23 protein-coding genes are annotated in these 25,946 nt (G+C 33.3%); 13 read left to right on the top strand and 10 right to left on the bottom strand.

What is annotated here, in order from left to right; translation table 11 throughout:
• Positions 1–10: 10 nt before the first annotated feature.
• Positions 11–1,018 (top strand): aspartate-semialdehyde dehydrogenase, encoded by a 1,008-nt coding sequence (locus KKQ76_RS09870; protein ID WP_213196991.1) that lies wholly within the window; start codon positions 11–13, stop codon positions 1,016–1,018.
• Positions 1,019–1,080: 62 nt separating this feature from the next.
• On the top strand, positions 1,081–2,088 hold the full coding sequence (locus KKQ76_RS09875; RefSeq protein ID WP_213196992.1) for a cation diffusion facilitator family transporter: 1,008 nt from the start codon (positions 1,081–1,083) through the stop codon (positions 2,086–2,088).
• Here KKQ76_RS09875 and KKQ76_RS09880 read toward each other — a convergent pair.
• Entirely contained in the window at positions 2,085–2,519 is a 435-nt protein-coding gene (locus tag KKQ76_RS09880; protein ID WP_213196993.1) for an exosortase F system-associated membrane protein, read from the bottom strand. The genes KKQ76_RS09875 and KKQ76_RS09880 overlap by 4 nt on opposite strands.
• The gene (gene xrtF / locus KKQ76_RS09885; protein WP_246501384.1) at positions 2,503–3,036 is read right to left on the bottom strand and encodes an exosortase family protein XrtF; all 534 of its coding nucleotides are present in this window, start codon (positions 3,034–3,036) and stop codon (positions 2,503–2,505) included. The genes KKQ76_RS09880 and xrtF overlap by 17 nt, the downstream gene beginning before the upstream one ends.
• A gap of 198 nt (positions 3,037–3,234) precedes the next feature.
• On the opposite strand from xrtF, the gene KKQ76_RS09890 reads away from it, so the two are divergent.
• The 7 genes from KKQ76_RS09890 (at position 3,235) to KKQ76_RS09920 (ending at position 9,208) form a co-directional block, all read left to right on the top strand.
• Positions 3,235–4,785 carry a S8 family peptidase gene (locus tag KKQ76_RS09890; RefSeq protein WP_213196994.1) on the top strand — a complete coding sequence of 517 codons (1,551 nt, stop codon included), beginning with the start codon at positions 3,235–3,237 and terminating at the stop codon, positions 4,783–4,785.
• A 100-nt stretch (positions 4,786–4,885) separates the two neighbouring features.
• Positions 4,886–5,908 (top strand): aminoglycoside phosphotransferase family protein, encoded by a 1,023-nt coding sequence (locus KKQ76_RS09895; RefSeq protein ID WP_213196995.1) that lies wholly within the window; start codon positions 4,886–4,888, stop codon positions 5,906–5,908.
• A 66-nt stretch (positions 5,909–5,974) separates the two neighbouring features.
• Complete coding sequence (locus KKQ76_RS09900; protein ID WP_213196996.1) at positions 5,975–6,379, top strand: GxxExxY protein; 405 nt, start codon at positions 5,975–5,977, stop codon at positions 6,377–6,379.
• A gap of 289 nt (positions 6,380–6,668) precedes the next feature.
• Positions 6,669–7,079 carry a RapZ C-terminal domain-containing protein gene (locus tag KKQ76_RS09905; RefSeq protein WP_213196997.1) on the top strand — a complete coding sequence of 137 codons (411 nt, stop codon included), beginning with the start codon at positions 6,669–6,671 and terminating at the stop codon, positions 7,077–7,079.
• 29 nt (positions 7,080–7,108) lie between these two features.
• Complete coding sequence (locus tag KKQ76_RS09910) at positions 7,109–7,828, top strand: nucleotidyltransferase family protein (protein WP_213196998.1); 720 nt, start codon at positions 7,109–7,111, stop codon at positions 7,826–7,828.
• 110 nt (positions 7,829–7,938) lie between these two features.
• On the top strand, positions 7,939–8,658 hold the full coding sequence (locus KKQ76_RS09915; protein ID WP_069800065.1) for an LOG family protein: 720 nt from the start codon (positions 7,939–7,941) through the stop codon (positions 8,656–8,658).
• A 79-nt stretch (positions 8,659–8,737) separates the two neighbouring features.
• Positions 8,738–9,208, top strand: coding sequence for a DUF6702 family protein (locus KKQ76_RS09920; RefSeq protein WP_213196999.1), 471 nt, complete (start codon positions 8,738–8,740; stop codon positions 9,206–9,208).
• Between the two features lie 239 nt (positions 9,209–9,447).
• Here the strand turns inward: KKQ76_RS09920 and KKQ76_RS09925 are convergent, their stop codons facing one another.
• Both KKQ76_RS09925 and KKQ76_RS09930 read right to left on the bottom strand, forming a co-directional pair.
• Complete coding sequence (locus tag KKQ76_RS09925; RefSeq protein ID WP_213197000.1) at positions 9,448–11,490, bottom strand: DUF5689 domain-containing protein; 2,043 nt, start codon at positions 11,488–11,490, stop codon at positions 9,448–9,450.
• A gap of 18 nt (positions 11,491–11,508) precedes the next feature.
• Positions 11,509–14,346 (bottom strand): carboxypeptidase-like regulatory domain-containing protein, encoded by a 2,838-nt coding sequence (locus KKQ76_RS09930; RefSeq protein WP_213197001.1) that lies wholly within the window; start codon positions 14,344–14,346, stop codon positions 11,509–11,511.
• A 252-nt stretch (positions 14,347–14,598) separates the two neighbouring features.
• Here KKQ76_RS09930 and KKQ76_RS09935 point away from each other — a divergent pair, with 252 nt between their 5' ends.
• Positions 14,599–15,804 carry an endonuclease/exonuclease/phosphatase family protein gene (locus KKQ76_RS09935; protein ID WP_213197002.1) on the top strand — a complete coding sequence of 402 codons (1,206 nt, stop codon included), beginning with the start codon at positions 14,599–14,601 and terminating at the stop codon, positions 15,802–15,804.
• Between the two features lie 94 nt (positions 15,805–15,898).
• Entirely contained in the window at positions 15,899–16,318 is a 420-nt protein-coding gene (locus KKQ76_RS09940) for a DUF6146 family protein (RefSeq protein ID WP_213197003.1), read from the top strand.
• A gap of 70 nt (positions 16,319–16,388) precedes the next feature.
• Here the strand turns inward: KKQ76_RS09940 and KKQ76_RS09945 are convergent, their stop codons facing one another.
• A complete protein-coding gene (locus KKQ76_RS09945) occupies positions 16,389–16,988 on the bottom strand; it encodes a superoxide dismutase (RefSeq protein WP_213197004.1) in 600 nt (199 codons plus the stop codon).
• Positions 16,989–17,166: 178 nt separating this feature from the next.
• Complete coding sequence (gene rho, locus KKQ76_RS09950) at positions 17,167–18,969, bottom strand: transcription termination factor Rho (RefSeq protein WP_213197005.1); 1,803 nt, start codon at positions 18,967–18,969, stop codon at positions 17,167–17,169.
• A gap of 145 nt (positions 18,970–19,114) precedes the next feature.
• Between rho and KKQ76_RS09955 the strand changes: the two genes are divergently transcribed.
• Together KKQ76_RS09955 and KKQ76_RS09960 are read left to right on the top strand one after the other, a co-directional pair.
• Positions 19,115–19,504: a DUF4293 domain-containing protein gene (locus KKQ76_RS09955; protein ID WP_213197006.1), complete on the top strand. Its 390-nt coding sequence runs from the start codon at positions 19,115–19,117 to the stop codon at positions 19,502–19,504.
• A 134-nt stretch (positions 19,505–19,638) separates the two neighbouring features.
• Positions 19,639–21,471 carry an ABC transporter ATP-binding protein gene (locus KKQ76_RS09960; protein WP_213197007.1) on the top strand — a complete coding sequence of 611 codons (1,833 nt, stop codon included), beginning with the start codon at positions 19,639–19,641 and terminating at the stop codon, positions 21,469–21,471.
• 173 nt (positions 21,472–21,644) lie between these two features.
• On the opposite strand, the gene KKQ76_RS09965 is transcribed toward KKQ76_RS09960, so the two are convergent.
• The 4 genes from KKQ76_RS09965 to ftsH all read right to left on the bottom strand — a co-directional run bounded on the left by KKQ76_RS09965 (position 21,645) and on the right by ftsH (position 25,918).
• Entirely contained in the window at positions 21,645–22,298 is a 654-nt protein-coding gene (locus KKQ76_RS09965; protein ID WP_069800046.1) for a phosphatidylserine decarboxylase family protein, read from the bottom strand.
• 25 nt (positions 22,299–22,323) lie between these two features.
• On the bottom strand, positions 22,324–23,196 hold the full coding sequence (locus tag KKQ76_RS09970; RefSeq protein WP_213197008.1) for a phosphatidate cytidylyltransferase: 873 nt from the start codon (positions 23,194–23,196) through the stop codon (positions 22,324–22,326).
• Between the two features lie 26 nt (positions 23,197–23,222).
• Entirely contained in the window at positions 23,223–23,804 is a 582-nt protein-coding gene (locus KKQ76_RS09975; RefSeq protein WP_213197009.1) for a hypothetical protein, read from the bottom strand.
• Positions 23,805–23,938: 134 nt separating this feature from the next.
• The gene (gene ftsH, locus KKQ76_RS09980) at positions 23,939–25,918 is read right to left on the bottom strand and encodes an ATP-dependent zinc metalloprotease FtsH (protein ID WP_213197010.1); all 1,980 of its coding nucleotides are present in this window, start codon (positions 25,916–25,918) and stop codon (positions 23,939–23,941) included.
• Between the last annotated feature and the right edge of the window lie 28 nt (positions 25,919–25,946).

The following is a 25,946-nucleotide window of genomic DNA, read 5'->3' on the forward strand; positions in this document are numbered from 1 at the left end:
AATTTCAATTATGAAAATCGCAGTAGTAGGCGCAACCGGAATGGTAGGCCAAGTTATGTTGAAAGTTTTGGAAGAAAGAAATCTTCCTATTACAGAATTAATTCCTGTAGCATCAGAAAAATCTGTAGGAAAGAAAATCACTTTCAAGAGTAAACAGTATGACATCGTTTCTATGGAAACTGCGATTTCTATGAAACCTGAAATTGCTATTTTTTCTGCAGGAGGTTCTACTTCGCTAGAATACGCTCCTAAATTTGCAGAAGTAGGTTGCACTGTGATAGACAACTCTTCGGCTTGGAGAATGGACCCTACCAAAAAATTAGTGGTTCCAGAAATTAACGCTCACGTTTTAACCAAAGAAGATAAAATCATCGCAAACCCTAATTGCTCTACCATTCAAATGGTGATGGTTCTTAATCCTCTTCATTTAAAATACAAAGTAAAAAGAGTAATCGTTTCTACTTACCAATCGGTTTCTGGAACAGGAAAAGCTGCTGTAGACCAATTGAACGCAGAAATTGCAAATGCTGTAAATCCTGGTTCAGTAGAAGTAAACGCTGTTTATCCTTACCAAATTTTCAAAAATGCATTGCCACAATGTGACGTTTTTGATGCAGATGATTACACTAAAGAAGAGCTTAAACTCATCAAGGAACCTAAAAAAATCATGGGAGATGATTCTATTAAAATTACAGCAACTGCGGTGAGAATTCCTGTACAAGGTGGTCACTCAGAAAGCGTAAACATAGAATTCGAAAATGATTTTGATTTAGAAGAAGTTAAAAACATTCTAGCCAATACTTCTGGAGTAGTTCTTCAGGATGATGTAGAAAATAAAGTTTATCCTATGTGTTTCTACTCTGAAGGAAAAGACGAAGTTTTCGTAGGAAGAATAAGAAGAGACCTTTCTCAACCCAATACACTGAACTGCTGGATTGTAGCAGACAATCTGAGAAAAGGTGCCGCAACGAACGCGGTACAAATCGCAGAATATCTCATTGCAAACCAATTAGTATAAAATAACATCCCGCGAAAAGCGGGATTTTTTGTTAGAACCTTCAAACTTTTAAAATTAAATACATGGAAGTCGCTACCATCAATAAAAACAAACAAAAATTCACTTTCCAGAGAAATGTAGCCATAGTAGGTGTCATTTTATTCATCGGAAAGCTGATTGCATGGCATCTCACCAATTCTGATGCTGTTTTTTCAGATGCTATGGAAAGTATTGTGAATATTATTTCGGCTTTCATGGGATTATATTCTTTGTATTTGGCAGCTCAACCGAAAGACGAAAACCATCCTTACGGTCATGGAAAAGTAGAGTTTGTAACTTCTGGAGTGGAAGGCTCGCTGATTATTTTTGCAGGAATTATGATTATTGTAGAAGCTGTAGACAGTTTGCTTCATGGCAATACTTTAAAAAAATTAGATTATGGAATTCTTATTGTTTTAGCAACTGCCATTATCAATTATTTGATGGGATACTTCTCCATCAAAAAAGGAGAAAGAGAAAATTCAGTGGTTCTTATTTCTTCAGGAAAACATCTTCAATCAGACACTTGGACAACTTTGGGCGTAGTCATCAGTTTAGTTCTAGTGTATTTTACTAAAATTTATTGGATAGATGCAGCCGTAGCTTTAGTTTTTGGTTCTTACATCATCATTGTAGGGTACAAAATTGTAAGAAAATCACTCAGTGGAATTATGGATGAAGCAGATCCAGATTTATTGAAAGCTGTAGTAGAAGTTCTCTCCAAAAACCGAAAAAAAGAATGGATTGACATTCATAACATGAAAATCCAACAATACGGAAGTGGTTTACATATCGACGCTCACATTACGCTTCCTTGGTACGATACGCTTAGAGAATCTCACCAAGAAATGGAAAACATCATCAAAACTCTGGTTGCTGAAACAGAAAGACATGTGGAATTTAATTTTCACATGGATGATTGCAAACCGCATTCTTGCGAAATTTGTCAACTAGAATGTGCGCACAGAATTCATGCTTTTAAAAAGAAAATAGAATGGACTCCAGAAAGCGTTTCTCAAGTTTCGAAACATTGTCTAGACAACAATCCTTAATTTTTTCCAAGTTTTTTTCTGTAATAAAAAATAGGAATAATCAACAGTAAAATTACCGGTTGAATGACAAATCTTCTCACTGAAAACGTGAAAAGATAACCTACTTCCATTTTTGAATACAAACACCAGAGATAAATCGGGAAGAAAAATAAAAACGCTATCGTCATTAAAGCAATAGCTTGCAAAGTCCATTTTTTATTTAAAAACATAAAATGAACTACAACTGCCGAGAAAAATAAATTCAACAAAAATCTTAGCAAATGACTTGTTATTAATTTCACCGAATCAAAATCTGGAATTGTTGCCACTTTATAATCTCCTTTGAAAAAAGCTAAAAATGGGTCGTAGAAAATTTTATCTTCTAAAAAACGTACAGAAATTAATCCTAAAATTCCTACAAAAACAAACAGCCAGTTAAGAATTTTTCTCATGGGTAATGACAAATTTATTAATCCAAATTAACCATAAAACCACTACTCCACCATAAATAATCGCAGGAAAAAAATAATCATGTGCAGGTTTAGTTAAAGCAGGAAAATCTACCACAATCACATTCAGCACATAAATTCTAAACAGATTTAAAATATAGAGCAAAACAATTCCTGCAAAAGCGAAATAAAACGTTTTTACGCCTTTATAAAAAGCAAAAACAAACGCCAAAAACATGATCATCACCGAAACCGCATTACAACCTTCTACCATTCTGGTTGCCACTTTTCCATTGATATAAAACTGAACAGTTTCATGACTTGGAAAATCTTTAGTAACGGTTTCATAACCTGTAAAATTGAGCAAGAAAGCACTTTGGTCAGAAATAATTTTAGTAAAGCCATCAACATTTCCAGAAAATTGGTTCAAATACCATTGATACAGGAGAAATAGCAATAGCCAAATCCCCAAAAATCTAAGCAAAACCCACAATATTTCTTTGAAATCTTTCATCTTCATCAAAAATAGTAATTTTTAAAATGAAAATCTTAAAATCTAGGATTTAATTCAAGTAAAATTGTTAAACAATTGTTTTAAAATTTCGTTATTCTCATTAGTTAATCGCTTATAATAAATACTTTACATTATTTTAAATTAAAGTTTGATTATTGAGCAAAAATTTTATATTAGTCGCCTAATTATTAAAAATCAAAGACTATGAAGATTAACTACTTGAAAATTCTGGGAGCAATGGCTGTTATGTCCTTAGCTTCTTGTTCTACCAACGAAGAACTCAACCCAAATGCTACAGAAGAATTGGCTCAACAAAAACTTCTCACGCAAAAACAAATCAATAACATTATCAAAACTTCTTTGGCTCAAAAAGGAGATTTTTTCTGGAAAGACACAGACGCACTTACTATTTACAGTGCTTTAACGTATAGTGATTACATTTTAACCATCGGTTATGGAACTTCTAGCACTGACTATGCAAGAACCAACGCTAGAGCAACTCAAGATATTAAAGAAAATATTTTAAGTATCATCAAAACCTCTGAAAGTAGCACTAATTCTAGAAATGTAAACGACCTTCTTATTCATGATGATGCAACACTCAATTTCATCGACGTAAAAGTAAAAGATTACGCTACGGTAAAAAAACTGATGTCTATGAAAGGCATAAGATACATAGAACCATCTAATTACAAATTTACGGAAGTTAGCACAAATACTGCTGGTTCCTTAGAGCAGGTAGAAAGCAGCGGAAGTTCTAGCTCTGGTTCTGGTTGCGGATATGATATTGCCGCTTTAAACGCTGCAGATTACACCGTTACTACACCCAATGCAAAAGTTCCTTGGAATTTTTCTAAACATGGCATTACTTCAGCTTGGGCTAATTCCACAGGAAGAGGAGTAGGAATTGCCATCGTAGATACTGGACTTTCGCCAGAACAATCTTTATTGAACGCAGATTTTAACAATGGAGCTTCTACAGGAAGAACGTTAAGCAAAAATGGAACTTTTGTAAATTCTGATTCTTCTACAGACACTGTAACAGATGGCGTAAATGACGGTTGTGGTCACGGAACTTCTATGGCTGCTGTAGCTGCATCTCCAAGAAACGACAGAGGCTTACCTGTGGGCGTTGCTTACAACTCTAATCTTATTACTTATAGAGCAACTGGAGACGTAGTTTTAGACAGTTACAGAGATCAAAGAGGAGTTACCAATGCGCTGAAAGCTATTGCCAATAGAACAGATGTAAAAATTGTTTCTATGTCTATTGGTCATGCATTTTCTGTTGGAAGTATTTCAGATGCTATTAAAACGGTTTATTCTAAAGGAAAACTCATTATTTCCGCAGCGGGAACTTCTACCAGTTTCACGACTTGGTATGGTGTAATTTTCCCAGCAAATATGGCAGAAGTAGTAGCTGCAACAGGAATTACAGACGCTTCTACTTACCAAGCTTGTGATGTTTGCCACACTGGTTCTCAGGTAGACTTTACCATTATCATGCAAAGATCTGCCAATCCAGACATTACCGTTCCTGTGTTAAGTTATTACAACGGACAAACAGATTTCGTAGGAGGTTCATCAGTTGCTACTGCGATGACCTCTGGAATCGCTGCTCTTGTTTGGGCTAAAAATCCAACTTGGACCAGAGATCAAGTCCTTGCCAAAATGAAGGCTTCGTCTCAATTCCCTACTACTAGAAATTCTAAATTCGGTCATGGAATTCTCTACGCCAATGTAGCAGTAAAATAAAAACACTAAAACAAAACTATGAATAGAGAATCTCAACAAGCAATTGTTGGGGTTTTCTTTTATAGAGCCATTTAGATTTTAAATCCTTATTTTTGTACTCATGAATATTTCTGAAGCACAACTTTTTTTCGAAGAATTTTTAGGCGAAAAGGCAACCGCATTTTTGGCATTGCCTCAAAGTGGTTCTGCGCGAATGAATTTCATTGGAAAATCCTCGAATGAAACTTACGTGATTACTTACAACGAAAATCTTCTAGAAAACGAAGCGTTTTTCTATTTCACACAGGTTTTTTCAGATTTAAACTTGAACACGCCTCAGATTTTTAAAATCAACGAAGAAAGAAAACTTTATATTCAGGAATTTTTGGGTGAAAAAACACTTTCTGAAATCATCGCTCTAGAAGGTGAATCTGAAAGAGTAAAATCTTTGGTCAAACAAACATTAAAACATTTATTTGAACTTCAAGAAAAGACCCAAAACAAAATAGATTTTTCTAAAACTTTCGAGTACGAAAAGTATGACGAACTGCCCATTACACATGATTTGTACTACTTCAAAAATTATTTGATAGACATTCTAGAGTTGCCTTATCATAAATCTACTTTACTGAAAGAATTCAAAAAAATTGTAGAAAAAATAGAAAATCTAGCCCCAAAATCCTTGATGATAAGAGATTTTCAGGCAAGAAATATTTTGGTAAATGATCAAGACGAAGTTTTTTTCATAGATTATCAAGCGGCAATGAAAGGACCTGCTCTTTACGATGTGGTTTCTTTTCTCTTCCAAGCTAAAGCCAATTTTTCTGAAAATTTCAAAAATGAAATGCTAGAATATTACTTCTCTTTTCGTCCTTCAGAAAAAAGAAATGAATTAGAAAAATCTTTGAAATATTGTAAAATGATTCGTTTTATTCAGGTTTTAGGAGCCTATGGTTTTAGAGGACTTATTCAGAGAAAACCGCATTTTATCGCAAGTTTAGAACAGGGAATTCAGAATTTAGTAGAGTTCACCAAAACGGAACCTGAGATGAATGAATATCCAGAGCTAAAAAATTTAATTCTACAACTGAACACAGCGGAAACTAAAAATAAAATTCAAAAATTAATTCATCTTAACCATTAAGATTTTGAAATTTCAAAATTAATTAAGAAATTAAGAATATTAAGTTTAAAAACTAAAGTTTTTAAAATGACAAAAAAGAAAGTAACTCAATTATCATATGAAATAATAGGACTTGCCATAAAAGTTCATAAAGAACTTGGCGCTGGTTTATTAGAAAGTATATATGAGGATTGTTTAAAATATGAGTTAGAAAAAAATGGCTATGACGTGAAACAACAGTTAACTGTTCCTATTATTTATGATAATAAAATTATGGAAACTAAATTAGTTGTTGATTTGTTGGTAAATGACACTATTGTTGTTGAATTAAAAGCAATTGAAGAAACATTACCAATTCATGAAGCACAACTTCTAACATACATGAAAGTTCTAAAAAAACCACAAGGATTATTGATAAATTTTTTCTCCAAAAACATCACAAAATCCATGAAGCCTTTTGTTAATGAATATTTTAACATGCTTCTAGATTGATTTTTGATAAATCAAAAATCCTTAATTATCTTAATACCTTAATAAATACTTAATGGTAAAAAATAAAAATCTTATTTTTAAAAAATGCATAAGCTTAAAATAGAAACTAAACGAATTAACCATTAAGATTTTGAAATTTCAAAATTAATTAAGAAATTAAGAATATTAAGTAAAAATAATGGAGTTGCAATTACTTAAAAATGTTTTTTTGATTTATCAAAAAAACTTAATTTTCTTAATACCTTAATAAATACTTAATGGTAAAAAATAAAAATCTTAATTTTAAAAAATGAATAAACTAAACATAGACATTTACAGTTTTTCTTATAAAAAAGGCGGAATACCAGTAGACAACAGCGGAAATGGCGGCGGTTTTGTATTCGATTGTAGAGGAATTCTCAATCCGGGAAGAATAGAAGAATACAAACCTCAAACTGGTAATGACAAAGGCGTTCAAGAATTTCTAGAAACTAAAACTGAAATGCCTCAATTTATAGACCTCATCAAAAATTTAGTAAGCATTACCATAAATGATTACATCGCTCGTGGTTTTGACCATTTGCAAATTGCTTTTGGTTGTACTGGTGGTCAACACAGAAGCGTGTATTGTGCCATTAAACTAGGCGAATTTTTGCAGGAAAAATATCCTGAATTGGTAAATGTTGCAGTAACGCATAACGAACAGCCACAACTTAATTAACATCTTAAAATCTGCAATATTCATTCTACATGATTAAGAAAGCCCTCATTTTCGCAGCAGGAAAAGGAACTCGGTTAAAACCTTTTACAGATAGCCATCCTAAAGCTTTGGCTTTGGTGAATGATGTTCCGTTGCTGGAAAGAAATATAAAATATCTGCAAAGTTTTGGAGTTACAGAATTTGTTATTAATGTGCATCATTTCGGAGAACAAATTGTAGAATTCTTAGAGAAAAACAATCATTTTGGAGCCAAAATTGATATTTCTGACGAAAAAGATGAACTTCTAGAAACTGGAGGAGGCTTGCTTTTTGCTCAAAAATATCTGGAAAACGAAGAGAACTTCCTGATTATGAACGCTGATATTCTTACCGATTTGAACATTCATGAATTGGTAAAATTTCACGAAACGCATCTTCCATTAGCTACTTTAGCGGTTTCGGACAGAAATTCTTCTCGAAAACTTTTCTTCAATTCAGAAATGGTTTTAAAAGGTTGGATGAACAAGAATTCTGGGGAAACCAAAATGGCAGAATTCAATAACGAATTTAAAGAATTGGCTTTCAGCGGAATACATTGTATTAATTCTTCTATCTTTGACAAAATAAAAAGAAGAGGAAAATTTTCTATCATGGAAGAATATTTGGATTTAATGTTTGAAAATAACATCTTAGGATTTCAGCACGAAGCTAGATTAATAGATGTAGGAAGACCAGAATCTGTGATAGAAGCGGAAAAATATTTTAAATAAATGAACCATTAAGTTTTCAAATAAATTTTGAAAATCATTAAGAAATTAAGTTCATTAAGAGGGTTTTTACTCTCAAATTAATGGTAAAATAAAACTAAATTTTAAAAAAAATGCTAGACGATAACGCATCAGAAGATAAAAGATTACAAGAAAGTTTAAGACAAAAAACTTGGGACGAAACCGTAACCAAAGATTCTTGGATGGTTTTCAAAGTGATGTCTGAATTTGTAGATGGCTACGAAAAATTAGCCAAAATAGGACCTTGTGTTTCTATTTTCGGTTCTGCAAGGTTAAAACCAGAAGATCCTTATTATCAAATGGCGGTAGATATTGCCAGAAAAATTACAGAAATTGGCTTCGGTGTTATTACAGGAGGCGGTCCTGGAATTATGGAAGCAGGAAACAAAGGAGCGAGAGAAGGCAACGGAAAATCCATTGGATTAAACATAGAATTGCCATTTGAACAAAATTTTAATCCTTTTATAGATAAACCTTACTCGATTAATTTTGATTACTTTTTCGTAAGAAAAGTGATGTTTGTGAAGTATTCTCAAGGCTTTATTGTTTTACCAGGAGGTTTCGGAACACTGGATGAACTTTCGGAAGCGTTAACATTAATTCAGACGCATAAAATCGGCAGATTCCCAATTGTTTTGGTGGGAACAGAATTTTGGAGCGGACTTTTGGATTGGTTTACCGGAACTTTACTGAAAAATCATTTGATTAAAGAAGAAGATTTAAGTCTTTTCCGAGTAGTAGATACAGCAGATGAAGCCGTGGCTCACATTAAAGCTTTCTACGATAAATACTCTGTAAGTGTAAATTTCTAGAATTTGGCATAAGATTTGACATTTTTTATATACATTTGAAAAAAATACAACTTTGAAAAAAGTATTAAATAAGAAAAAAATGAAAAAATTTATAGGAATTATCGCAATAGGTTTAATCACAATGCTGATGAGTTTTACACTCTCAGATTTTTATTCTTCTATGACCAAGGTAGATTATGTAGAAGGCAGTAAAACGCTAAAATTCACTACAAAATTAAACTCTGGACACATAGCAGAAGTTTTAAAAATTAATCCTAATACAACTGCTTTTGAAGCGGAAGTGAAAAGATATGTAAATGACCATTTTGACGTGTATGTAAACGGTCAAAACAAAGCGCTTACGTTTACCGGAAGTCAAGTGAATGGAGAAAGTGTTTGGGTATATTTCGAAGCGAATGGCGTTTCTGATATTTCTAGCTTAAAAATTAAGAATAACATTTTACTAGAAGCTTATCCTAAACAACTCAACTTGGTAAACATTGCTTATAAAGGTTCTCAAAAAAACATGACCTTTATGCGAGGAAAAGAAGTAAACGAAGTTTCTTTCTAACAAAAATTTTTAAACATAAAAGTAAAAGCCTTACAGATTTTGTAAGGCTTTTTTTACGACTATAATTGTACGAAATATTTTATTGTAGTTATTGTGCTTTTGGAGCAAAATCTTTAGGCTAAAAACACCTTTCTTTTTCACAGAATAGAATACATTATTTTATGATTACATCATTAATCTTCACACAAAAAAACAGCTTCATTTCTGAAGCTGTTTTTTTATTATTTATTGGAATTTAATTACTTCATCCCTTTTACTGAGAAGTTGTCTAATTCCCAAGTAGTAGAAGCACCGTCTACTGACGTATACTTAAATGCTACTACTAAATCCTTTCCTTTGAAATCAGTTACATCTATTTTACTTGATCCTATAAATCTTCCGAAAGAATTTAAGTCACCATCTAAACGAGCTGTTTTCTGAGTCCAAACCGTTGTATCAACATTGCCTGTATAGTTTTCAGTTACATATACTTCAAGCGATGGAACACCAGAGGCAGAATTATATCTTCCATCCGTCTGAAAATACATGAAAACTCCTGAAAAATCTGAAGGTACAGTTATTTTTTTAGAGATTAACCAATCAACATTAGCTGAACGACCTCCATCAATATAAGCACTTGGACTTGGATTTCCATAGTTTGTGGTAGTCCACTGTTGGGTTCCTGAACCGTTTACTGTAGTCCAATTTGAAAGATTTGAAAATTCATCATTAAAAATATCTCTGAAAGAAGGAGACAATGTCCCGTCACATCTATTTCCATCTAAATCTAAACCTAACCTATTTGTAATGATTAATTCATATGTGGTATTATATTTTTTAAGGATTCCATAAACATCACCTTTACCTGTATCCATAATATCATTTGCAAATGTTGCAAAACTTTCTGTATAAAGATTGATTTTGTTGCTTGAACAATCCTCCAAAGTTCTACTTCCATAAAATATATGTCCTAAATCTTCTTTAACAAGTTGCAAATCTTTAATTTTAATCCATCTGCCTACATCTGCATCAGTAAGACCCGCGATTGTTTTTTCTGTAGCTACAACTTCTGTGAAATCTGTAGTAGGGAAGAAATGCTTATAAACATCGTTAGCAAGAACTCTACCTACATTTCCGTTAAACAAACCACCTAATTGTACTTCTTTATTTACAGAACCTACATATAAATCCTTAAGATTAATTAACACTTGTTTTCCTACAAAGAATCTAGGGTCTGCATAAAGAGAAGCCATATCTATGTTTACTCTAATACCACCTGTTTTATCTTCTACATAAATGTATTTAAACAAGTTTCCTGTTTTATCATTAGCAGTAACTTGCGCTTTAAGGTAAGCATTATCTGGAATTTGAGCTAATGTACCAGAGAAATAAGCTTTTACTTCAGCAATAGTTTTCATTGCTTTTCCTTCTGTACTGAAAGAACAAGAAGGTGTAGAGCCATCTAATCTTGCCCCATTCATTTTAAGATCCGAAACTCTATTGATATAGAATTGGTAAGTAGAATTATATCTACTTAAAACCCCCACAAAGGTACCATTACCAGCTGGCAATTGTTCTGAAGCAAAAGTTGCGTAACCACTATTTCTTACTACTCTAGTACTTGCATCCGCAGGTCTAGTAGGATCTACAATTCTTCTGTCTACAGAAGTTCCATTAGGAGCATAAACATTACAAAGTAAATTTACTGGGAACTCTGCATTATTCACCTGAACTAAAGCTCCAATTAATGGATCAATAGAAGAAGATAATTGAGACAAAGTAATTACTTTAGGTACAATTTTCGCTTTAGGATCACAAGATCTCACTAAGTGATTCCCTACTAATTTTTCTGGAATTCTACCAAAAGTAGTAGTATTTGATACTGGATCTAAGTTATTATAACCTACCTGTAGAACACCTCCGTATTTACCAAAAGCTAAACCTTTTAGTTTGATGTATACTTTAGAACCTTGAGGATAAGAAGTATAAGTACTTACTGCATCTACACTTACTACTAAACCTTGAGTAGGGTTTTCTGGTGCATTTTGTAAATAAATCGTTTTATAAACGTTTCCAGACTCATCAGAAGAAGAAACATAACCTTCTATAATGATATCATCTGTAATGGTAGCAGAGTTATTCGCATAAGCTGTTTTTACCTCTGCTATAGTTTTCGTAGGCGTTAAAGTCTGACACTTTCCTTGTAAATCTGGTGTCGAATACTCATCATCTTGTACACAACTGGTTAGAAAAACCGTAAGTGACAAAATGAAAATTCTTATAATTGAAAAATATTTTTTCATGTTTTAATATTAATAAAATTAAAATCTTAAATAAACATTAGCAAAGAAAGTAGTTCCTCTGTCATACCATAATTTCGGACCAAATAATGAAACTGGCGAAATTACATTATCTACATATGATTCTGTAAAGTTAGATTTTCTACCTTGTTCAAAACCACCTGTTACATAATCTCTATTGTTTAGGATATTGTTTACACTTAAACTTAATCCCATTCTATATTTACCTAATAAGAAAGACTTACCAACATTTGCGTTTAGCATGAATTGGTCATCAAATTTCTTTTGTTTGTTTAGTGCATCTACATCACTCTGAGTAACTACTTCACCAGTAATTGGGTGAATATAGTTATCACCAGTAGTTGGATCTGTATAGAAGTTTGGAGTTCTGTTTAGTGCAGAGAAATCTAAATATTGGTCCATTAAATAGTTTGCAGACATACCAAACCACCAGTATTTAGGTGAGTTATATCTGAAGCTTAATGAAGCCGCTTTTTGTGGAGTTCCAGCAATTTTATTTCCTTTAAGTTTTGCAGTCCCGATTTCATCATAACCATTAGGATATAAATCTGAATCAATAGAAACATACGCAGTAGGATTATTATTGATGGTATAATCACCATAGCTTACTACTAACACTGAGGTTAAAGTAGGTGAAATTTTTACATCTGCAGCAAATTCTGCTCCCATGTATTTTTTCTCAATTCCTGATAAGATTTCTGCTACGAAAGCATCTTGTGCAGTAGCATCTGTACCTAACTGAATCCCTTCTGCAAAATATCTAGAAATTTCTGTAGAATTTTTGATTGAAGTATAGTAACCTGTTAATCTTAGTTTAAGAACTTGACCTCTTGTAATGTAACTAAAATCAGAAGAAGTGATTTGTTGGTTCTCTAAGTTAGGTGTTACAAAATCATTTACTCTTGGGTTAATGAAAATTTCGTTCAATGTAGGTGCTAATGTGAAATAAGCTCCGTTTGCCACCAAGAAATTTCTACCATCAATTTTATAAGTAAGTTTACCTTTTACTCCATAGTCTAGAGAATTGTAAACATCACTTTTCCCTTTAGAATTATTCACATAGAAGTGGTTTCTGTAATGACCATCTCTAAATGATTCTGCATAAGAAGAGAAACCAGATAATACAAAGTTCCATCTTTTCAAATCTAATTCTGTAGAAATATTTAATGCAGCTGCATCTCTATTAAGTAGGTAAGAATACTGTGTTCTGTCTCCTTCATAAACTTTAGTATTAGCTCTGTCTAAATTATAGGGTTTATCTCCACCGAATGCATCTAAATTATTTGCATAAGCTGCACCTAATAAATCTTTAATTCTTCTAAAGTTATCTGATCTTAGATTTTGGTAGTTAAAGTTTACATTTAATTTCCAATTATCTTTTAATCTAGTATCAAAGTGAGAAACAAAATTTAATGTTTTATCTCTATTCACATCTTCTACCATTGTATATCTCGCGCCGATTTCAAGATTTCTCAAATTCACATCATATAAATGGTTCCAATCAATCTGTTGTCCTGCTTTATCTTGTCTCCAATTGTTTACTGCATCGTTATACAGTGGTGAGTACGCAGCAAGTTCTACGTCAGTAATGCTATAACCTCCATCGCTATCATCATAAGTAGCTGGAGCAAAAATGTAGCTTGGTAATTTTCTGTAGTAAGTTGGATTAGGATCTGTAGCATGGAACCAGTCTAGTCTACTTCTAGCATCTTCGCCTTGTTGGTAAGAGAAAGTAGAATTTAAATTAGATGATTTTCCGATTTTCCAGTAGTGAGCCATTTGGAATACAGGTTCGAAAACTTTTCTAATTCTAGAATTTCTTTTCTCACCTTCATGCCATCCCCAATAAGAGTTGTAGTTTTTACCCGCTAAATCATATACTTCTTGTGTATTTGGGCTGTTAGAACCTCTGTAAGTTGGTGAACCAAATGCTGTAAAGTTAAGAGCATGTCTTTCTCCTAATCTTTTTTCTACTGATAAGAAATATGCATAAGCATCTTGATAAGTACCTTCTATCACCCCTTCTTCTGCCCATCTTCTACTTGCTGAAAATGTGTATGCCCATCCTTTTTTATTAAGTCCACTGTTATAAGTAGCCATTGCTCTGTGGAAATAGCTTCTATTAGTAAAAGAATATGCTAATGAAGTTCCTTTTCTATAAGAAGAAGCTCTAGTATTATAATATGTTACACCACCTAAGTTACCAAAAGTAAATTCTGAAGGAGTAAGATTTTCTACATTTTCTTGAGGATATCTTGTTACGTCATTAAGACCTCCCCAGTTACTGAAATCTACTCTACCGTCATCATTTTTAGACATAGAAACACCGTTGAATAAAATATCTTCAAAACGATTATCTACACCTCTTGGTCTAAACCAATATGCTCCTAGTTCAAATGCCGCTGCATTAGCAAAAGCATCTCTACCAGAGCTTAACAAACCTACAGTAGGTTGAGTACTCCCATTGTCTGAATCTTGAGTATCAGAATCATCAATGGTGATAACTCCTAGATCTGTCATATCTAGCGAAGGAGCAAGAGAAATAGAACCTAAGTCTTTTTTCTTCTCATTTGCATTAACATCAAATTCAATAATTTTGTGTTCAAAGCCCGGCTTCGAAATTGTAATGGAATAATGTCCCGGTTTCATATCCACCAATTGGAAGTAGCCAATTTTATCAGCCGTAACATCATTGTCTGAATCTCTCAAATCAACTTCAGCATTTTCTACTGGTTTGCCTTGTGCATCTTTTAGATAGGCATAAACTGTAGTTTGCGCTTGTAGTGCTGAGAAAGAAAGTATCCCAAATATTGAGATAATTGATAATTTCTTAATCATAACTTATTTTATTTTTTTCCTTCTTTACAATAGTGAACTATTGAACCTACAAATTTATGTGAAATTTCCTTTACTTTAACTTTTTTTAATCTTTTTTTCACAAAAATTAAACCTAATAATTGTCATATTTTTTTTAATAATGTTTAATATCATGCTAATCTGGCATTTTTTTGGATATATATTTGCAAATAATTATATGCGTTATTCGAACTAAATGATTTAAATTTGTAACCCACTTTTTAATTTTATAAAATGAGAAAATATTTTAGCCTTATTGCAATAGCCATTTTCTTTATAGGATTTGCTCAGAAACCACAAGTTCAGGTTAAAAGAGCTACTATTGCTTTCCTAAATGTAGAAAACCTTTGGGATACCATTCCTTCTGCTGATTACATTGATGGAACCTTACCTATCAATCACCCAAATTTCCACAGAAGCGTACCTATTGATTCTCTTAAATTTTTACCAGTAACCGAAGAATATAAAGGTCAATGGAGCGATGAATTGCTTATTGGGAAAAAAGTCATCAGATACCAGAACTTAGCAGATGATTTCACACCAAAAAGTGCTAAAAACTATAATTCTAAAGTTTACCAAACTAAACTAGCAAATGAATCAAAAGTAATCTCTGAACTGGGATATCAATACACCAAAACTTTACCAGCAATCGTAGGTTTAATCGAGGTAGAAAATAGACAGGTTATTCAAGATTTAATCAAACAACCTGCGCTTAACAAAGTAGAATGGGGAATTGTACATTACAATTCTTATGATGCGAGAGGAATAGATGTAGCTGTAATTTACCAAAAGAAAAGATTTACCGTAACAGATTCTTACAAAAAAGAAGTGGTAAATTATAATGACGAAGGCAGAAGAAGTTACACCAGAGATGTGATGGTGGTAAAAGGTTTATTAGACGGAGAAAAAGTAGCGGTTTTCATGAACCACTGGCCAAGTAGAAGTGGTGGCGAAGCTGCGTCTGCACCAAGAAGAAATGCTGCTGCTGCAGTTTTAAAAGCAGAAATGGATAAAATAAGAGCCGAAGAACCAGATAGACTTCTTTTTGCAATGGGCGACTTTAATGACGACCCGGTAAATGTAAGTTTAACAAAACATTTAGGAGCTGTAGGTGATAAAAAAGAATTATCAGAAGAAAGACCTTACTATAATTTAATGTATAAAATGTTCAAAAGTGGTGTAGCATCATTAGGTTACAGAGACGCTCCGAACTTATTTGACCAAATTATTGTATCTAAAAATGCTTTATCTGATACTCTTCAAAAAAATTACAGTGTTTACAAAGCTGAAGTATACGCGCCTTCTTATTTGATTACTCCAGATGGACAATACAAAGGTTATCCTTACCGTTCTTGGGCTGGAGACACTTTCACAGGAGGATACAGTGACCACTTCCCTTCTTTAGTAGTTTTACAAAAAGAATTTACACCAGCTCAATAAGCTGTAAATAAATAAAAATTAGACCGCTTCAATTCTTTTGGAGCGGTTTTTGTTTTTTATGATTAACTTTACTTTAAAATAAAACCACCTCATCATGAAAAAATTAATTCTAATTATTGCTACAATATTCTTAATTATCAGTTGTAGTAGCCCACAAAATATTGCTAAAGACGCCAATAACCAAACCGCAATGAAGCCAGAGAAAAATGATGATGGAGAATGGGATTTAGACGTAATTGACACTCAATATGATTATTTCTTAAACGCTATTGCAAAACCAATGAGCTTTTACTCCGAAGAATATTTGAAATCAAGAAACACTTTCCTTGTAAACGAATGGAACAGTTATTACTATTCTGGAAGATACAGAAACATCATAGAATCTTCTATTGACTATGATCCCAACGAAAAATACGGCTTAAAATTCGAGTATAAACTGTATCAGGTTTTTGCGTATGTACAATGGAAATACGGTCTAAAACTACAAGGTTTAAGCATGACAGAAGTAAGATAATTTCTAAAATGTAGAAAACAAAAAAAGGTTCAGAATTACTCTGAACCTTTTTTATTGAAATTAAAAGTGATTATAATTTATTATAATTTTCTTCTACTTTATCCCAGTTGATTACTTCAAAAAATGCTGAAACATAATCTGGTCTTCTGTTTTGGTAATGCAAGTAATAAGCATGTTCCCAAACGTCTAAACCTAGAATTGCAGGATTTCCGCAACCCGCTCCTGGCATTAAAGTATTATCTTGATTCGCCGAAGAACAAACTTCTAAGCTACCATCTTCTTTTTTACATAACCAAGCCCAACCAGAACCGAATCTCGTTTTAGCAGCCGTAGAAAAATCTTCTTTGAATTTTTCAAAACCACCGTAAGCTTCGATAGCTGCTTTTACATTTCCTACAGGCTCTTTGCTTCCTCCTGGAGTTAGAATTTCCCAGAAAAGCGTGTGATTAAAGTGACCACCACCATTATTTCTAATTGCAGGAACATCTGAAGCTGTTTTACAAATTTCTTCAATCGTTTTTCCTTCGTGCTCTGTACCTTTTATAGCATTGTTTAGGTTATCTACATAAGCTTGATGATGTTTTGTATGGTGAATTTCCATAGTTCTTGCATCAATTACTGGTTCAAGAGCATCATAAGCGTAATTTAATTTTGGTAATTCGAATGACATAATGTTTATGTTTTTAAATTTGTCCAAAGATAAAAATTCTCATCATACTTTCATTTATAATTTTTTTTAAAAATTTTATACTTAATATAGATGAAACCAAATATTACCTTCCTCACAAAAAAAGAACACGCAAAATACGTGTTCTTACTTTTTATCTAAATTTTATATTGAAAGTCTTTTATCTATTCATAGACATTAAGAACTCTTCGTTATTTCTAGTGGTTTGCATTTGTTTTTGTACAAATTCCATTGCTTCAAGAGGATTCATATCTGCTAAATATTTTCTAAGAATCCACATTCTTTGTTGCGTAACATCATCATGCAATAAGTCGTCTCTTCTGGTAGAAGAAGCCACTAAATCTACTGCTGGGAAAATACGCTTGTTAGAAATTTTCCTATCCAATTGAAGTTCCATGTTACCCGTTCCTTTAAATTCTTCGAAGATTACTTCGTCCATTTTAGAACCCGTATCAATAAGTGCAGTCGCAATAATGGTAAGTGAACCGCCGTTTTCTATTTTTCTAGCAGCCCCGAAAAATCTCTTTGGTTTATGCATAGCATTTGCATCTACACCACCAGAAAGCACTTTCCCTGAAGCTGGCGTTACAGTATTATAAGCTCTTGCCAGTCTGGTGATAGAATCTAACAAAATCACCACATCATGACCGCATTCTACCATTCTTTGCGCTTTTGCCAAAACCAAATTCGCTACTTTTACATGTTTTTCTGCAGATTCATCAAATGTAGAAGCAATTACTTCTGCATTTACGCTGCGTTCCATATCTGTAACTTCTTCTGGCCTTTCGTCAATCAAAAGAATCATCATGTACGCTTCTGGATGGTTCGCCGAAATAGAATTTGCAATTTCTTTCAATAGCATGGTTTTACCCGTTTTTGGTTGGGCAACAATCATGGCACGTTGTCCTTTTCCAATCGGAGCAAAAAGGTCTACAATTCTAGTAGAAATCGTAGCATTTTTTCCTGCTAAATTAAATTTTTCTTGTGGAAAAAGCGGCGTTAGGTATTCAAACGCTACTCTGTCTTTTATAAAGTCTAAATCTCTACCATTAACTTCTAAAGCTCTCTGTAGAGAAAAGTATTTTTCGCCTTCTTTAGGCAATCTTACGATTCCTTTTACTGAATCACCAGTTTTTAGTCCGTAATTTCTGATTTGTTGTGTAGAAACAAATACATCATCTGGTGAAGAAATATAAGAAAAATCTGCTGAACGAAGGAAACCGTAATTGTCTGGTAAAATTTCTAAAACACCTTCTACTGTTACAATATTGTCAAAGTTAAAATCTTTTTTAGGTGGATTTTCTTCGATGTTTTCTTGGTTTCCGTGAGATTGATTTTGATTTTGGTTATTTTGAGCACCATTTCCGTTTTGATTACGGTTTTTATTTTTTTGTTGATTTTGCTGATTCTGTTGGTGCTGTTTTTGCTTTTGCTGATTTTGTTGCTTCTGCTGATTTTGATGAGAAGCAGCCTGTGGAATTTCCGGCTCTGTATCTTCGGCTTTTGCGACTACCGCAGTTTCTGTGTTTTCTGCAGTAACTTCTGGCTCTGTAGCTTTTTCTTCTGTTTTAGGAGCAATTCTTTTTCTTTGCTTTTTAGAAGAAGTATTTGCTTCCGCAGGTTTTTCTGCTGCTTCTACTTTCGGTTCTGTTACTTCTTCAGGTTTCGCTGCAGGAGTAGTTTCTTCGAAGAGTTCTGCAGGTTTTTCTGCGGGCTTTGTTGCTACTTTCTTTTTGACAGGAGCTTTCGCTTTAGGTTTTGGAGATTCTTGTTTTTCTTCCATAGTATTTTCGGTAGCGTTAAAATATTCCTTTGTAACTTTCGGATTAGAAGCTTGGAAATCTAAAATAGCAAAGACGATGGTTTCTTCAGTACTATTTCTAGGAATTTTAACGCCTAAATCTTTTGAGATTTTGGTCAGTTCCGATAAGGACTTAGACCTTAACGTTTCAATATTAAACATAAAATATGTGAAAAAGTTGTAATAATATAAGTAATTGTAAGTAAGAAAGTTGAATCAGGCGATTCTTCTTTTTTGCTGAACTTGTTACTTGCAAATCTACACTTTTTTTGACAAATACAAAAAAATAAATTATTTTTGCACTGAAATGATACAGAGAATACAAACTATATTTTTACTGATTGTAGTATTGGCGCAAGTTGCACTGCATTTTACAGGGTTTGATGTAGCGCTTTTTGGCAGTGTTTATGTTATTGCTACCCTAAGTTTAGTATCATTTTTATTGGCTTTACTATCTATTTTCAGTTACAAAAAGAGAATGAGACAGATTCTGTTGAATAATATCAACATTTTCATAAACGCTTTGTTGACTGGTTTATTGATTTATAAGCTACTAAATTTATCTGGAGGAATAGATTTTCCTGAGAAAGGTATTGAGTTAGCATTCCCTCTGATTTCTTTGTTTGGTTTGTTTATGGCAAACATCAATATTAAGAAAGATGAGAAACTCGTAAAATCTGTAGACAGAATTCGATAAATCTTACCAACGATTTATTTTGAGTGAAAACAGTTTCGGAAACGAAGCTGTTTTTTTATTTCAACCCTCAAATTCTTTCATTTTCAAATTTTCAAATTAAAAAAGTGTAATTTTGCATTTTATTTTAAATATAAATGAGTCCACTAAAAAGAATACTTGCTTTTGCAAAACCTCATCAGAAATATCTTTTTTTAAGTATATTTTTCAATCTTTTATATTCCGTTTTTCAGATTTTTTCCGTTTTGGTCATGCTACCTGTGCTACAAATGATTTTCAATGTAGACCAAGAAAAAATCACCAAACCTGTTTACAGCGGAAAGTTTTCGGAATATTTTTCTTATATCAAAACTTCTGCTTTTTACAACATCCAAGAAAGCATCACAGAATATGGCGCCATAAAAGTTTTGGCAGCGCTATGTATTATCACCGCAACTTCATTCTTGTTTAGAAATATTTCTAGATATTTTGGTTCATTCATGCTGGTGAACTACAGAGTAGGCATTACCAAAGATTTAAGAAGCAAAGTCTATCAAAAATTTTTAAAATTACCGGTTTCTTTCTTCACAGAACAGAGAAAAGGAGACATGATGAGTAGAATTTCAAACGACATCGGGAGTATAGAAAATTCTATTATGGGAAGTTTGGTAGACGTTATCAATGCGCCTTTCATGATTACGGCTTCTCTAATTACGCTATTTGCACTTTCACCAAGTCTAACCTTGTTCTCTCTATTGGTTTTCCCAGTAATGGGCGGAATCATTTCTTGGGTAGGAAAAAGCCTGAAAAGAAAGTCTAAAAAAGCACAAGAAGAACTCGGAAACCTTTTTTCTATCGTAGATGAAACCTTGAAATCATCAAAAATCATTAAAATTTTCAATGCTGATATCATTCTAAACGCTCGTTTTGAAAAAACCACACAAAATTGGAAAAATCATGCAATTGCCATGAGCCGAAGAAGAGAATTGGCTTCTCCAAGTTCAGAATTTCTAGGTTCGGTAACCATTTTGTTAATCACTTGGTTTGCAGGAATTCAAATTCTAGAAAAACAAACCATGGATGCGGTAACTTTCATAGGATTCATCGCTATCTTTTTTCAAATTCTAGAACCTGCCAAAAGATTATCTGCTGCTATTTCTAACATGCAAGGTGGAATTCCTGCAGTGCAAAGAGTTCTGGAAGTTTTAGATTACGACTTAAAGGTAGAAGAAATTGCCCATCCTATTTCTATCAAAAACCTTAATCACCAAATAGAATTCAAAAATATTTCTTTCTATTACGACAAAGACAATCAAATTCTTAAGAATTTCAATTTGACCATTCCGAGAGGAAAAACAGTGGCTTTAGTAGGACAATCAGGAAGCGGAAAAACCACAATTGCCAATCTTTTAGCCAGATTTTATGATGTAACAGATGGTGAAATTTTAATTGACGGCATCAATATTAAGGACTTAAATTTAACCGAATACCGCAAACTTCTGGGAATGGTTACTCAAGAATCGGTATTGTTTAATGACAGTGTTTACAACAACATTTGGATGGGAAAAACTGAAGCATCGGAAGAAGAAGTGATTCATGCTGCAAAAATTGCCAATGCTCATCAATTCATAGAAAATTTGCCAGAAAAATACCAAACTAATATTGGTGATGACGGGAACAAGCTTTCTGGCGGACAAAAACAAAGGATTTCCATTGCAAGAGCAGTGCTTAAAAATCCGCCAATTATGATTCTAGACGAGGCTACTTCTGCACTCGATACAGAATCTGAACGTTTGGTTCAAGACGCTCTAGATCACATGATGGAAAACCGAACTTCTATAGTGATTGCACATAGACTCTCGACGATTCAAAAAGCAGATCACATCGTAGTAATGGAACGCGGAAACATCGTAGAACAAGGCACTCATGACGAATTGATTACCAATAATAACGTTTATAAAAAGCTTGTAGAATTACAGAATTTTGGGTAGGATTTTTGCCACGCAAAGGCGCAAAGAATTTTGCGAAGAGCGCAAAGATTTTTTTTTAAAAAATTCTGATATTCAATATAAAAAAAGGTAAAGATTTTAGAATCTTTACCTTTTTTATTTTAAAAATATTGGTGTTCTTTGCGTTACAAACCTTGGCGCTCTTCGCGAGAAATTTACTCTTTCATCTTAGCAATCACATCTATTCCGCCTTTGGTTTTATCCCCAATTTTACAAGTAATTTCTGTATCTAACGGCAAGAAAACATCCATTCTAGAACCGAATTTAATGAATCCAAATTCGTGACCAGCCTTAGAAGTATCGCCTTCATTACAATAGAAAACAATTCTACGTGCTACATAACCAGCAATCTGGCGAAAAACCACTTTATGATTGGTTAAACTTTCTACTGCTACGGTAGTTCTCTCGTTTTCGGTAGAAGATTTTTCGTGCCAAGCTACTAGATATTTTCCTGGGTGATATTTTTTATAAATTACTTTCCCAGAAACTGGATATCTACAAATGTGAACATTCAGCGGAGACATAAAAATAGAAACCTGAATGGCTTTTTCCTTTAAAAACTCATCTTCGAAAACTTCTTTTATCATCACCACTTTTCCGTCTACTGGTGCAATTACGTTTTCTTTATGGTCTACAATATCTCTATTGGGAACTCTGAAGAACCAAAAAACCAATCCATATAAAATTAATAACGGGATAATGATAATTAATGACCAAATTTCTAGAAAATATACTGCTAAAAAACCTAATACAGCTACTGCAATGGTAGCAACTAAAATGGTTCCTTTACTTTCTTTATGTAGTTTCATTTTTATGAGTTAATAAGTTATGTTTTTAGAATATGTTTTCTAGAATAAAGTACAAATATACAACAGGCGCTGCGATTATAAAACTGTCTAATCTGTCAAGCACACCACCGTGTCCTGGAATGATATTTCCGCTGTCTTTTACACCGAATGTTCTTTTCAGTTGGCTTTCTACCAAATCACCAAGTGGAGCAAAAATAGAGACCAATAATCCTACTACAATCCAATTCCCACGTAAATCTGGAAATTTTTGTTCGATGAAATATCCTAAAATTAGGGTAAAGAAAACGCCTCCTGCAAAACCTTCCCAAGTTTTTTTCGGTGAAATTATCGGGGCCATTTTATGTTTCCCGAACATTCTTCCAGTGAAATAAGCAAATGAATCGCTGCTCCAAATTAGGACAAAAAGAAGAAAAACTTCCCAAGTGAAAGCATTATCATTTAAGAAATATTTTGGCAAACCTAATGCGAAACCAAATGGTAAAACCGTATAAATAACGATGAAAATGAGCTTCCCTTCGTCTTGATATAATTCTTGAGGAAATTTAAATAAGGTAATCGCAGCAATTAGGATTAATGAAAGTGCTAAAATTTCGGATAAATCAAAGGTGTAATAAAATCCAAAACCAAAAAATCTAGTTGTAAATTTATAATAAACCAATGCAACTAAAGGCAAAACCAACCATTGATATAAGTTTCCTTGGAATTTCATAATTCTCACGCCTTCATAAGCTCCTACAACTAAGAAAAATGTGATTAATCCATAAAAAAGTTGATGAGGTTTTACTAAATCTGGTGAAATTTTATTGATGAGTATTGCTCCGTATTCTGTAGTGCACAGAAAAGTAAGTAATCCGTAGATTAGACCAGAGCCAACTCGCTGAATGAGATTTTTATCCAATTTGTGAAATTTAAAAATAGAAAGAATTAGTCTTCGAGTAGAATTAAGAAAAGTTTAGTTTGATCTTGAGTAGGAGCATCTAACTTAGATTGGCTTCCGCTGATGGAAGTAAGATTTCTTACGTTCCCACTTCTCTTAATTTTCATCATGGCTTCATTTAAATCTCTTACAATCTGAGAAACAGTTCCCATGATAATGATTTTACCAGGCAATCTAGAAGAATGATAGTGCAAAATATTATTGTAAGAAAGCATAACTCTTCCGTCATAAGCGATTAAAAATTCGCAGGTAATAAAAGCGGCATCATTATTAATATCTAGATTTTTGGTGAAATTGGTTTTGGTAACGTTTAAAAAGTTCTGCAAGTCATCATCACAACAAAAAACATTCTTAATCCCCTCAATTTTAACAATCTGATTAAGAACTTGTAATGCTTCTGCTTCGTCTCCACAATAGTTAAAAAAACCACCTGAAGCCGTAAATAATTGCGCAAATTTATAATCAAGATCAGCATTTCTTAGTTGATCTGCCAATTTTGTAACATTGGGATCATCATGCTGCTCGTCTTGATTAAGAATTTTACTTACAATTTTCTTAAATAAACTCAATTTTCTTCAGATTTTTAAACTTTGCCAACAACAAAAATATAAAATAATTTAGAAACTAGCTATATATCAAAGGTATAAATAAAAAAGTTCCTAATAAAAATATTAGGAACTTCTATATTAATGAATGTAAATTCTTAATTTTGAGACTCTTGCGGCTCTTCACTAGAAGTGTTTTCTGGAGTATTTTCTACTACCGCTTCAGTAACTGGACGCTCTGTTAATTCAGGATCCCAAGCTCTTTTGCCAAAAATCTCTTCTAAGTCTTCTCTGAAGATGACTTCTTTTTCTAAAAGTTTTTGAGCAAGAGCATCTAACTTATCTCTATTCTCATGAAGAATAGTTACCGCTCTCTTGTACTGATTTTCGATGATATCTTTAATCTCCACATCTATTTTCTTAGCCGTTTCTTCTGAATAAGGCTTACCAAAACTGTATTCTGACTGACCAGAGCTGTCATAGTAAGAAATATTACCTATGTTTTCGCTCAAACCATAAATCGTAACCATTGCTTGAGCCTGTTTCGTTACTCTTTCTAAATCCGAAAGCGCACCTGTAGAAATATTTCCAAAAGCTACTTGTTCTGCTGCTCTACCACCTAAAGTAGCACACATTTCATCTAGCATTTGTTCTGTAGTAGTTAATGAACGTTCTTCTGGTAAATACCAAGCCGCACCTAAACTTCTTCCTCTTGGAACAATTGTTACTTTTAATAAAGGCGCTGCATGTTCTACCAACCAAGAAATCGTAGCGTGTCCCGCTTCGTGGAAAGCTACTCTTTTCTTTTCTGAAGGCTTAATCGCTTTATTTTTCTTTTCTAAACCACCGATAATTCTGTCTACAGCATCTAAGAAATCTTGCTTTGTAACAAATTCATGATTGTTTCTTGCGGCAATAAGCGCTGCTTCGTTACAAACATTCGCAATATCTGCACCTGAAAATCCTGGAGTTTGTTTTGCCAAGAAATCTCTATCAATATCTGGAGCTAATTTAATTTTAGCTAAATGCACATCAAAAATTTCTCTTCTTTCGTGCATTTCTGGTAAATCTACATAGATAGAACGGTCGAAACGTCCTGCTCTCATCAATGCTTTATCTAGAATATCAGCTCTGTTAGTTGCTGCCATTACAATAACGTTGGTATCTGTTCCGAAACCATCCATTTCTGTAAGCAATTGATTCAGCGTGTTTTCTCTCTCGTCATTTCCTCCTTGTAATCCGCCTCTTCCTCTAGCTCTACCAATCGCATCAATCTCGTCAATGAAAATAATAGCTGGAGATTTTGCTTTGGCTTGAGCAAACAAATCTCTTACTCTAGAAGCACCAACTCCTACAAACATTTCTACGAAATCTGAACCAGAAAGCGAGAAGAAAGGAACTTTTGCTTCACCAGCAACTGCTTTTGCCAACAAAGTTTTTCCGGTTCCTGGAGGACCAACTAAGAGAACACCTTTCGGGATTTTTCCTCCTAATTTTGTATACTTTTCTGAATTTTTCAAGAAATCTACTACTTCTTGTACTTCTTCTTTAGCACCTTCTAGACCTGCTACATCTTTAAATGTTACTTGAACTTTTTCATTTTCGTCAAAAAGTTTAGCTCTAGATTTACCGATGCTGAAAATTTGTCCACCAGGTCCACCTCCACTTCCCATTTTTCGGAAAAGGAAGTAATAAATAACGGCCATGATTCCAAACCAAATTAAAGCTTGGATTAAAATATCTTGAAAAGGAGAACCTGCAGTTTTAAAATCATATTGAGTTTTAACCTGAGGATTTTCTTTTTTCAAATTGTCAAATTTCTCTTGGAAGTATTGTAAATTTCCGTAATTGAAATCAAAATCTGGCTTTTGCTCTTGCATAGAAGGCAAAAGATTCTGAGTGTCTTTTTTAGCATTTTTTACGAGAGCAGCTCTGGCTTCCTTGGTAAGAAACACATCTGCTCTTGGTGTATCTGTATATACCACTACTTTTTCTACTTTGTTTTCTTTCAACAAAGCGAAAAATCCGTTCTCATTAATAGATTGAGGCGGATCAAGATTGAGCAACGGATAAATGGTGATGGCTAATACTGCGAAAACCACCAGATAAAACCAGTTGAAACTACTTTTTTCTTTCATCTTATAATCATTAAAATCCTGATAGAAA

This window comes from Cloacibacterium caeni, from assembly GCF_907163105.1.
Classification (GTDB): Bacteria; Bacteroidota; Bacteroidia; order Flavobacteriales; family Weeksellaceae; genus Cloacibacterium; species Cloacibacterium caeni_A.

What these genes read in the sequence shown, in the direction of transcription:
- KKQ76_RS09870 (WP_213196991.1), top strand. Translation starts at nt 11, where the DNA reads ATGAAAATCGCAGTAGTAGGCGCAACCGGAATGGTAGGCCAAGTTATG.
- KKQ76_RS09875 (WP_213196992.1), top strand. Translation starts at nt 1,081, where the DNA reads ATGGAAGTCGCTACCATCAATAAAAACAAACAAAAATTCACTTTCCAG.
- KKQ76_RS09880 (WP_213196993.1), bottom strand. Translation starts at nt 2,519, where the DNA reads ATGAGAAAAATTCTTAACTGGCTGTTTGTTTTTGTAGGAATTTTAGGA.
- xrtF (WP_246501384.1), bottom strand. Translation starts at nt 3,036, where the DNA reads ATGAAGATGAAAGATTTCAAAGAAATATTGTGGGTTTTGCTTAGATTT.
- KKQ76_RS09890 (WP_213196994.1), top strand. Translation starts at nt 3,235, where the DNA reads ATGAAGATTAACTACTTGAAAATTCTGGGAGCAATGGCTGTTATGTCC.
- KKQ76_RS09895 (WP_213196995.1), top strand. Translation starts at nt 4,886, where the DNA reads ATGAATATTTCTGAAGCACAACTTTTTTTCGAAGAATTTTTAGGCGAA.
- KKQ76_RS09900 (WP_213196996.1), top strand. Translation starts at nt 5,975, where the DNA reads ATGACAAAAAAGAAAGTAACTCAATTATCATATGAAATAATAGGACTT.
- KKQ76_RS09905 (WP_213196997.1), top strand. Translation starts at nt 6,669, where the DNA reads ATGAATAAACTAAACATAGACATTTACAGTTTTTCTTATAAAAAAGGC.
- KKQ76_RS09910 (WP_213196998.1), top strand. Translation starts at nt 7,109, where the DNA reads ATGATTAAGAAAGCCCTCATTTTCGCAGCAGGAAAAGGAACTCGGTTA.
- KKQ76_RS09915 (WP_069800065.1), top strand. Translation starts at nt 7,939, where the DNA reads ATGCTAGACGATAACGCATCAGAAGATAAAAGATTACAAGAAAGTTTA.
- KKQ76_RS09920 (WP_213196999.1), top strand. Translation starts at nt 8,738, where the DNA reads ATGAAAAAATTTATAGGAATTATCGCAATAGGTTTAATCACAATGCTG.
- KKQ76_RS09925 (WP_213197000.1), bottom strand. Translation starts at nt 11,490, where the DNA reads ATGAAAAAATATTTTTCAATTATAAGAATTTTCATTTTGTCACTTACG.
- KKQ76_RS09930 (WP_213197001.1), bottom strand. Translation starts at nt 14,346, where the DNA reads ATGATTAAGAAATTATCAATTATCTCAATATTTGGGATACTTTCTTTC.
- KKQ76_RS09935 (WP_213197002.1), top strand. Translation starts at nt 14,599, where the DNA reads ATGAGAAAATATTTTAGCCTTATTGCAATAGCCATTTTCTTTATAGGA.
- KKQ76_RS09940 (WP_213197003.1), top strand. Translation starts at nt 15,899, where the DNA reads ATGAAAAAATTAATTCTAATTATTGCTACAATATTCTTAATTATCAGT.
- KKQ76_RS09945 (WP_213197004.1), bottom strand. Translation starts at nt 16,988, where the DNA reads ATGTCATTCGAATTACCAAAATTAAATTACGCTTATGATGCTCTTGAA.
- rho (WP_213197005.1), bottom strand. Translation starts at nt 18,969, where the DNA reads ATGTTTAATATTGAAACGTTAAGGTCTAAGTCCTTATCGGAACTGACC.
- KKQ76_RS09955 (WP_213197006.1), top strand. Translation starts at nt 19,115, where the DNA reads ATGATACAGAGAATACAAACTATATTTTTACTGATTGTAGTATTGGCG.
- KKQ76_RS09960 (WP_213197007.1), top strand. Translation starts at nt 19,639, where the DNA reads ATGAGTCCACTAAAAAGAATACTTGCTTTTGCAAAACCTCATCAGAAA.
- KKQ76_RS09965 (WP_069800046.1), bottom strand. Translation starts at nt 22,298, where the DNA reads ATGAAACTACATAAAGAAAGTAAAGGAACCATTTTAGTTGCTACCATT.
- ftsH (WP_213197010.1), bottom strand. Translation starts at nt 25,918, where the DNA reads ATGAAAGAAAAAAGTAGTTTCAACTGGTTTTATCTGGTGGTTTTCGCA.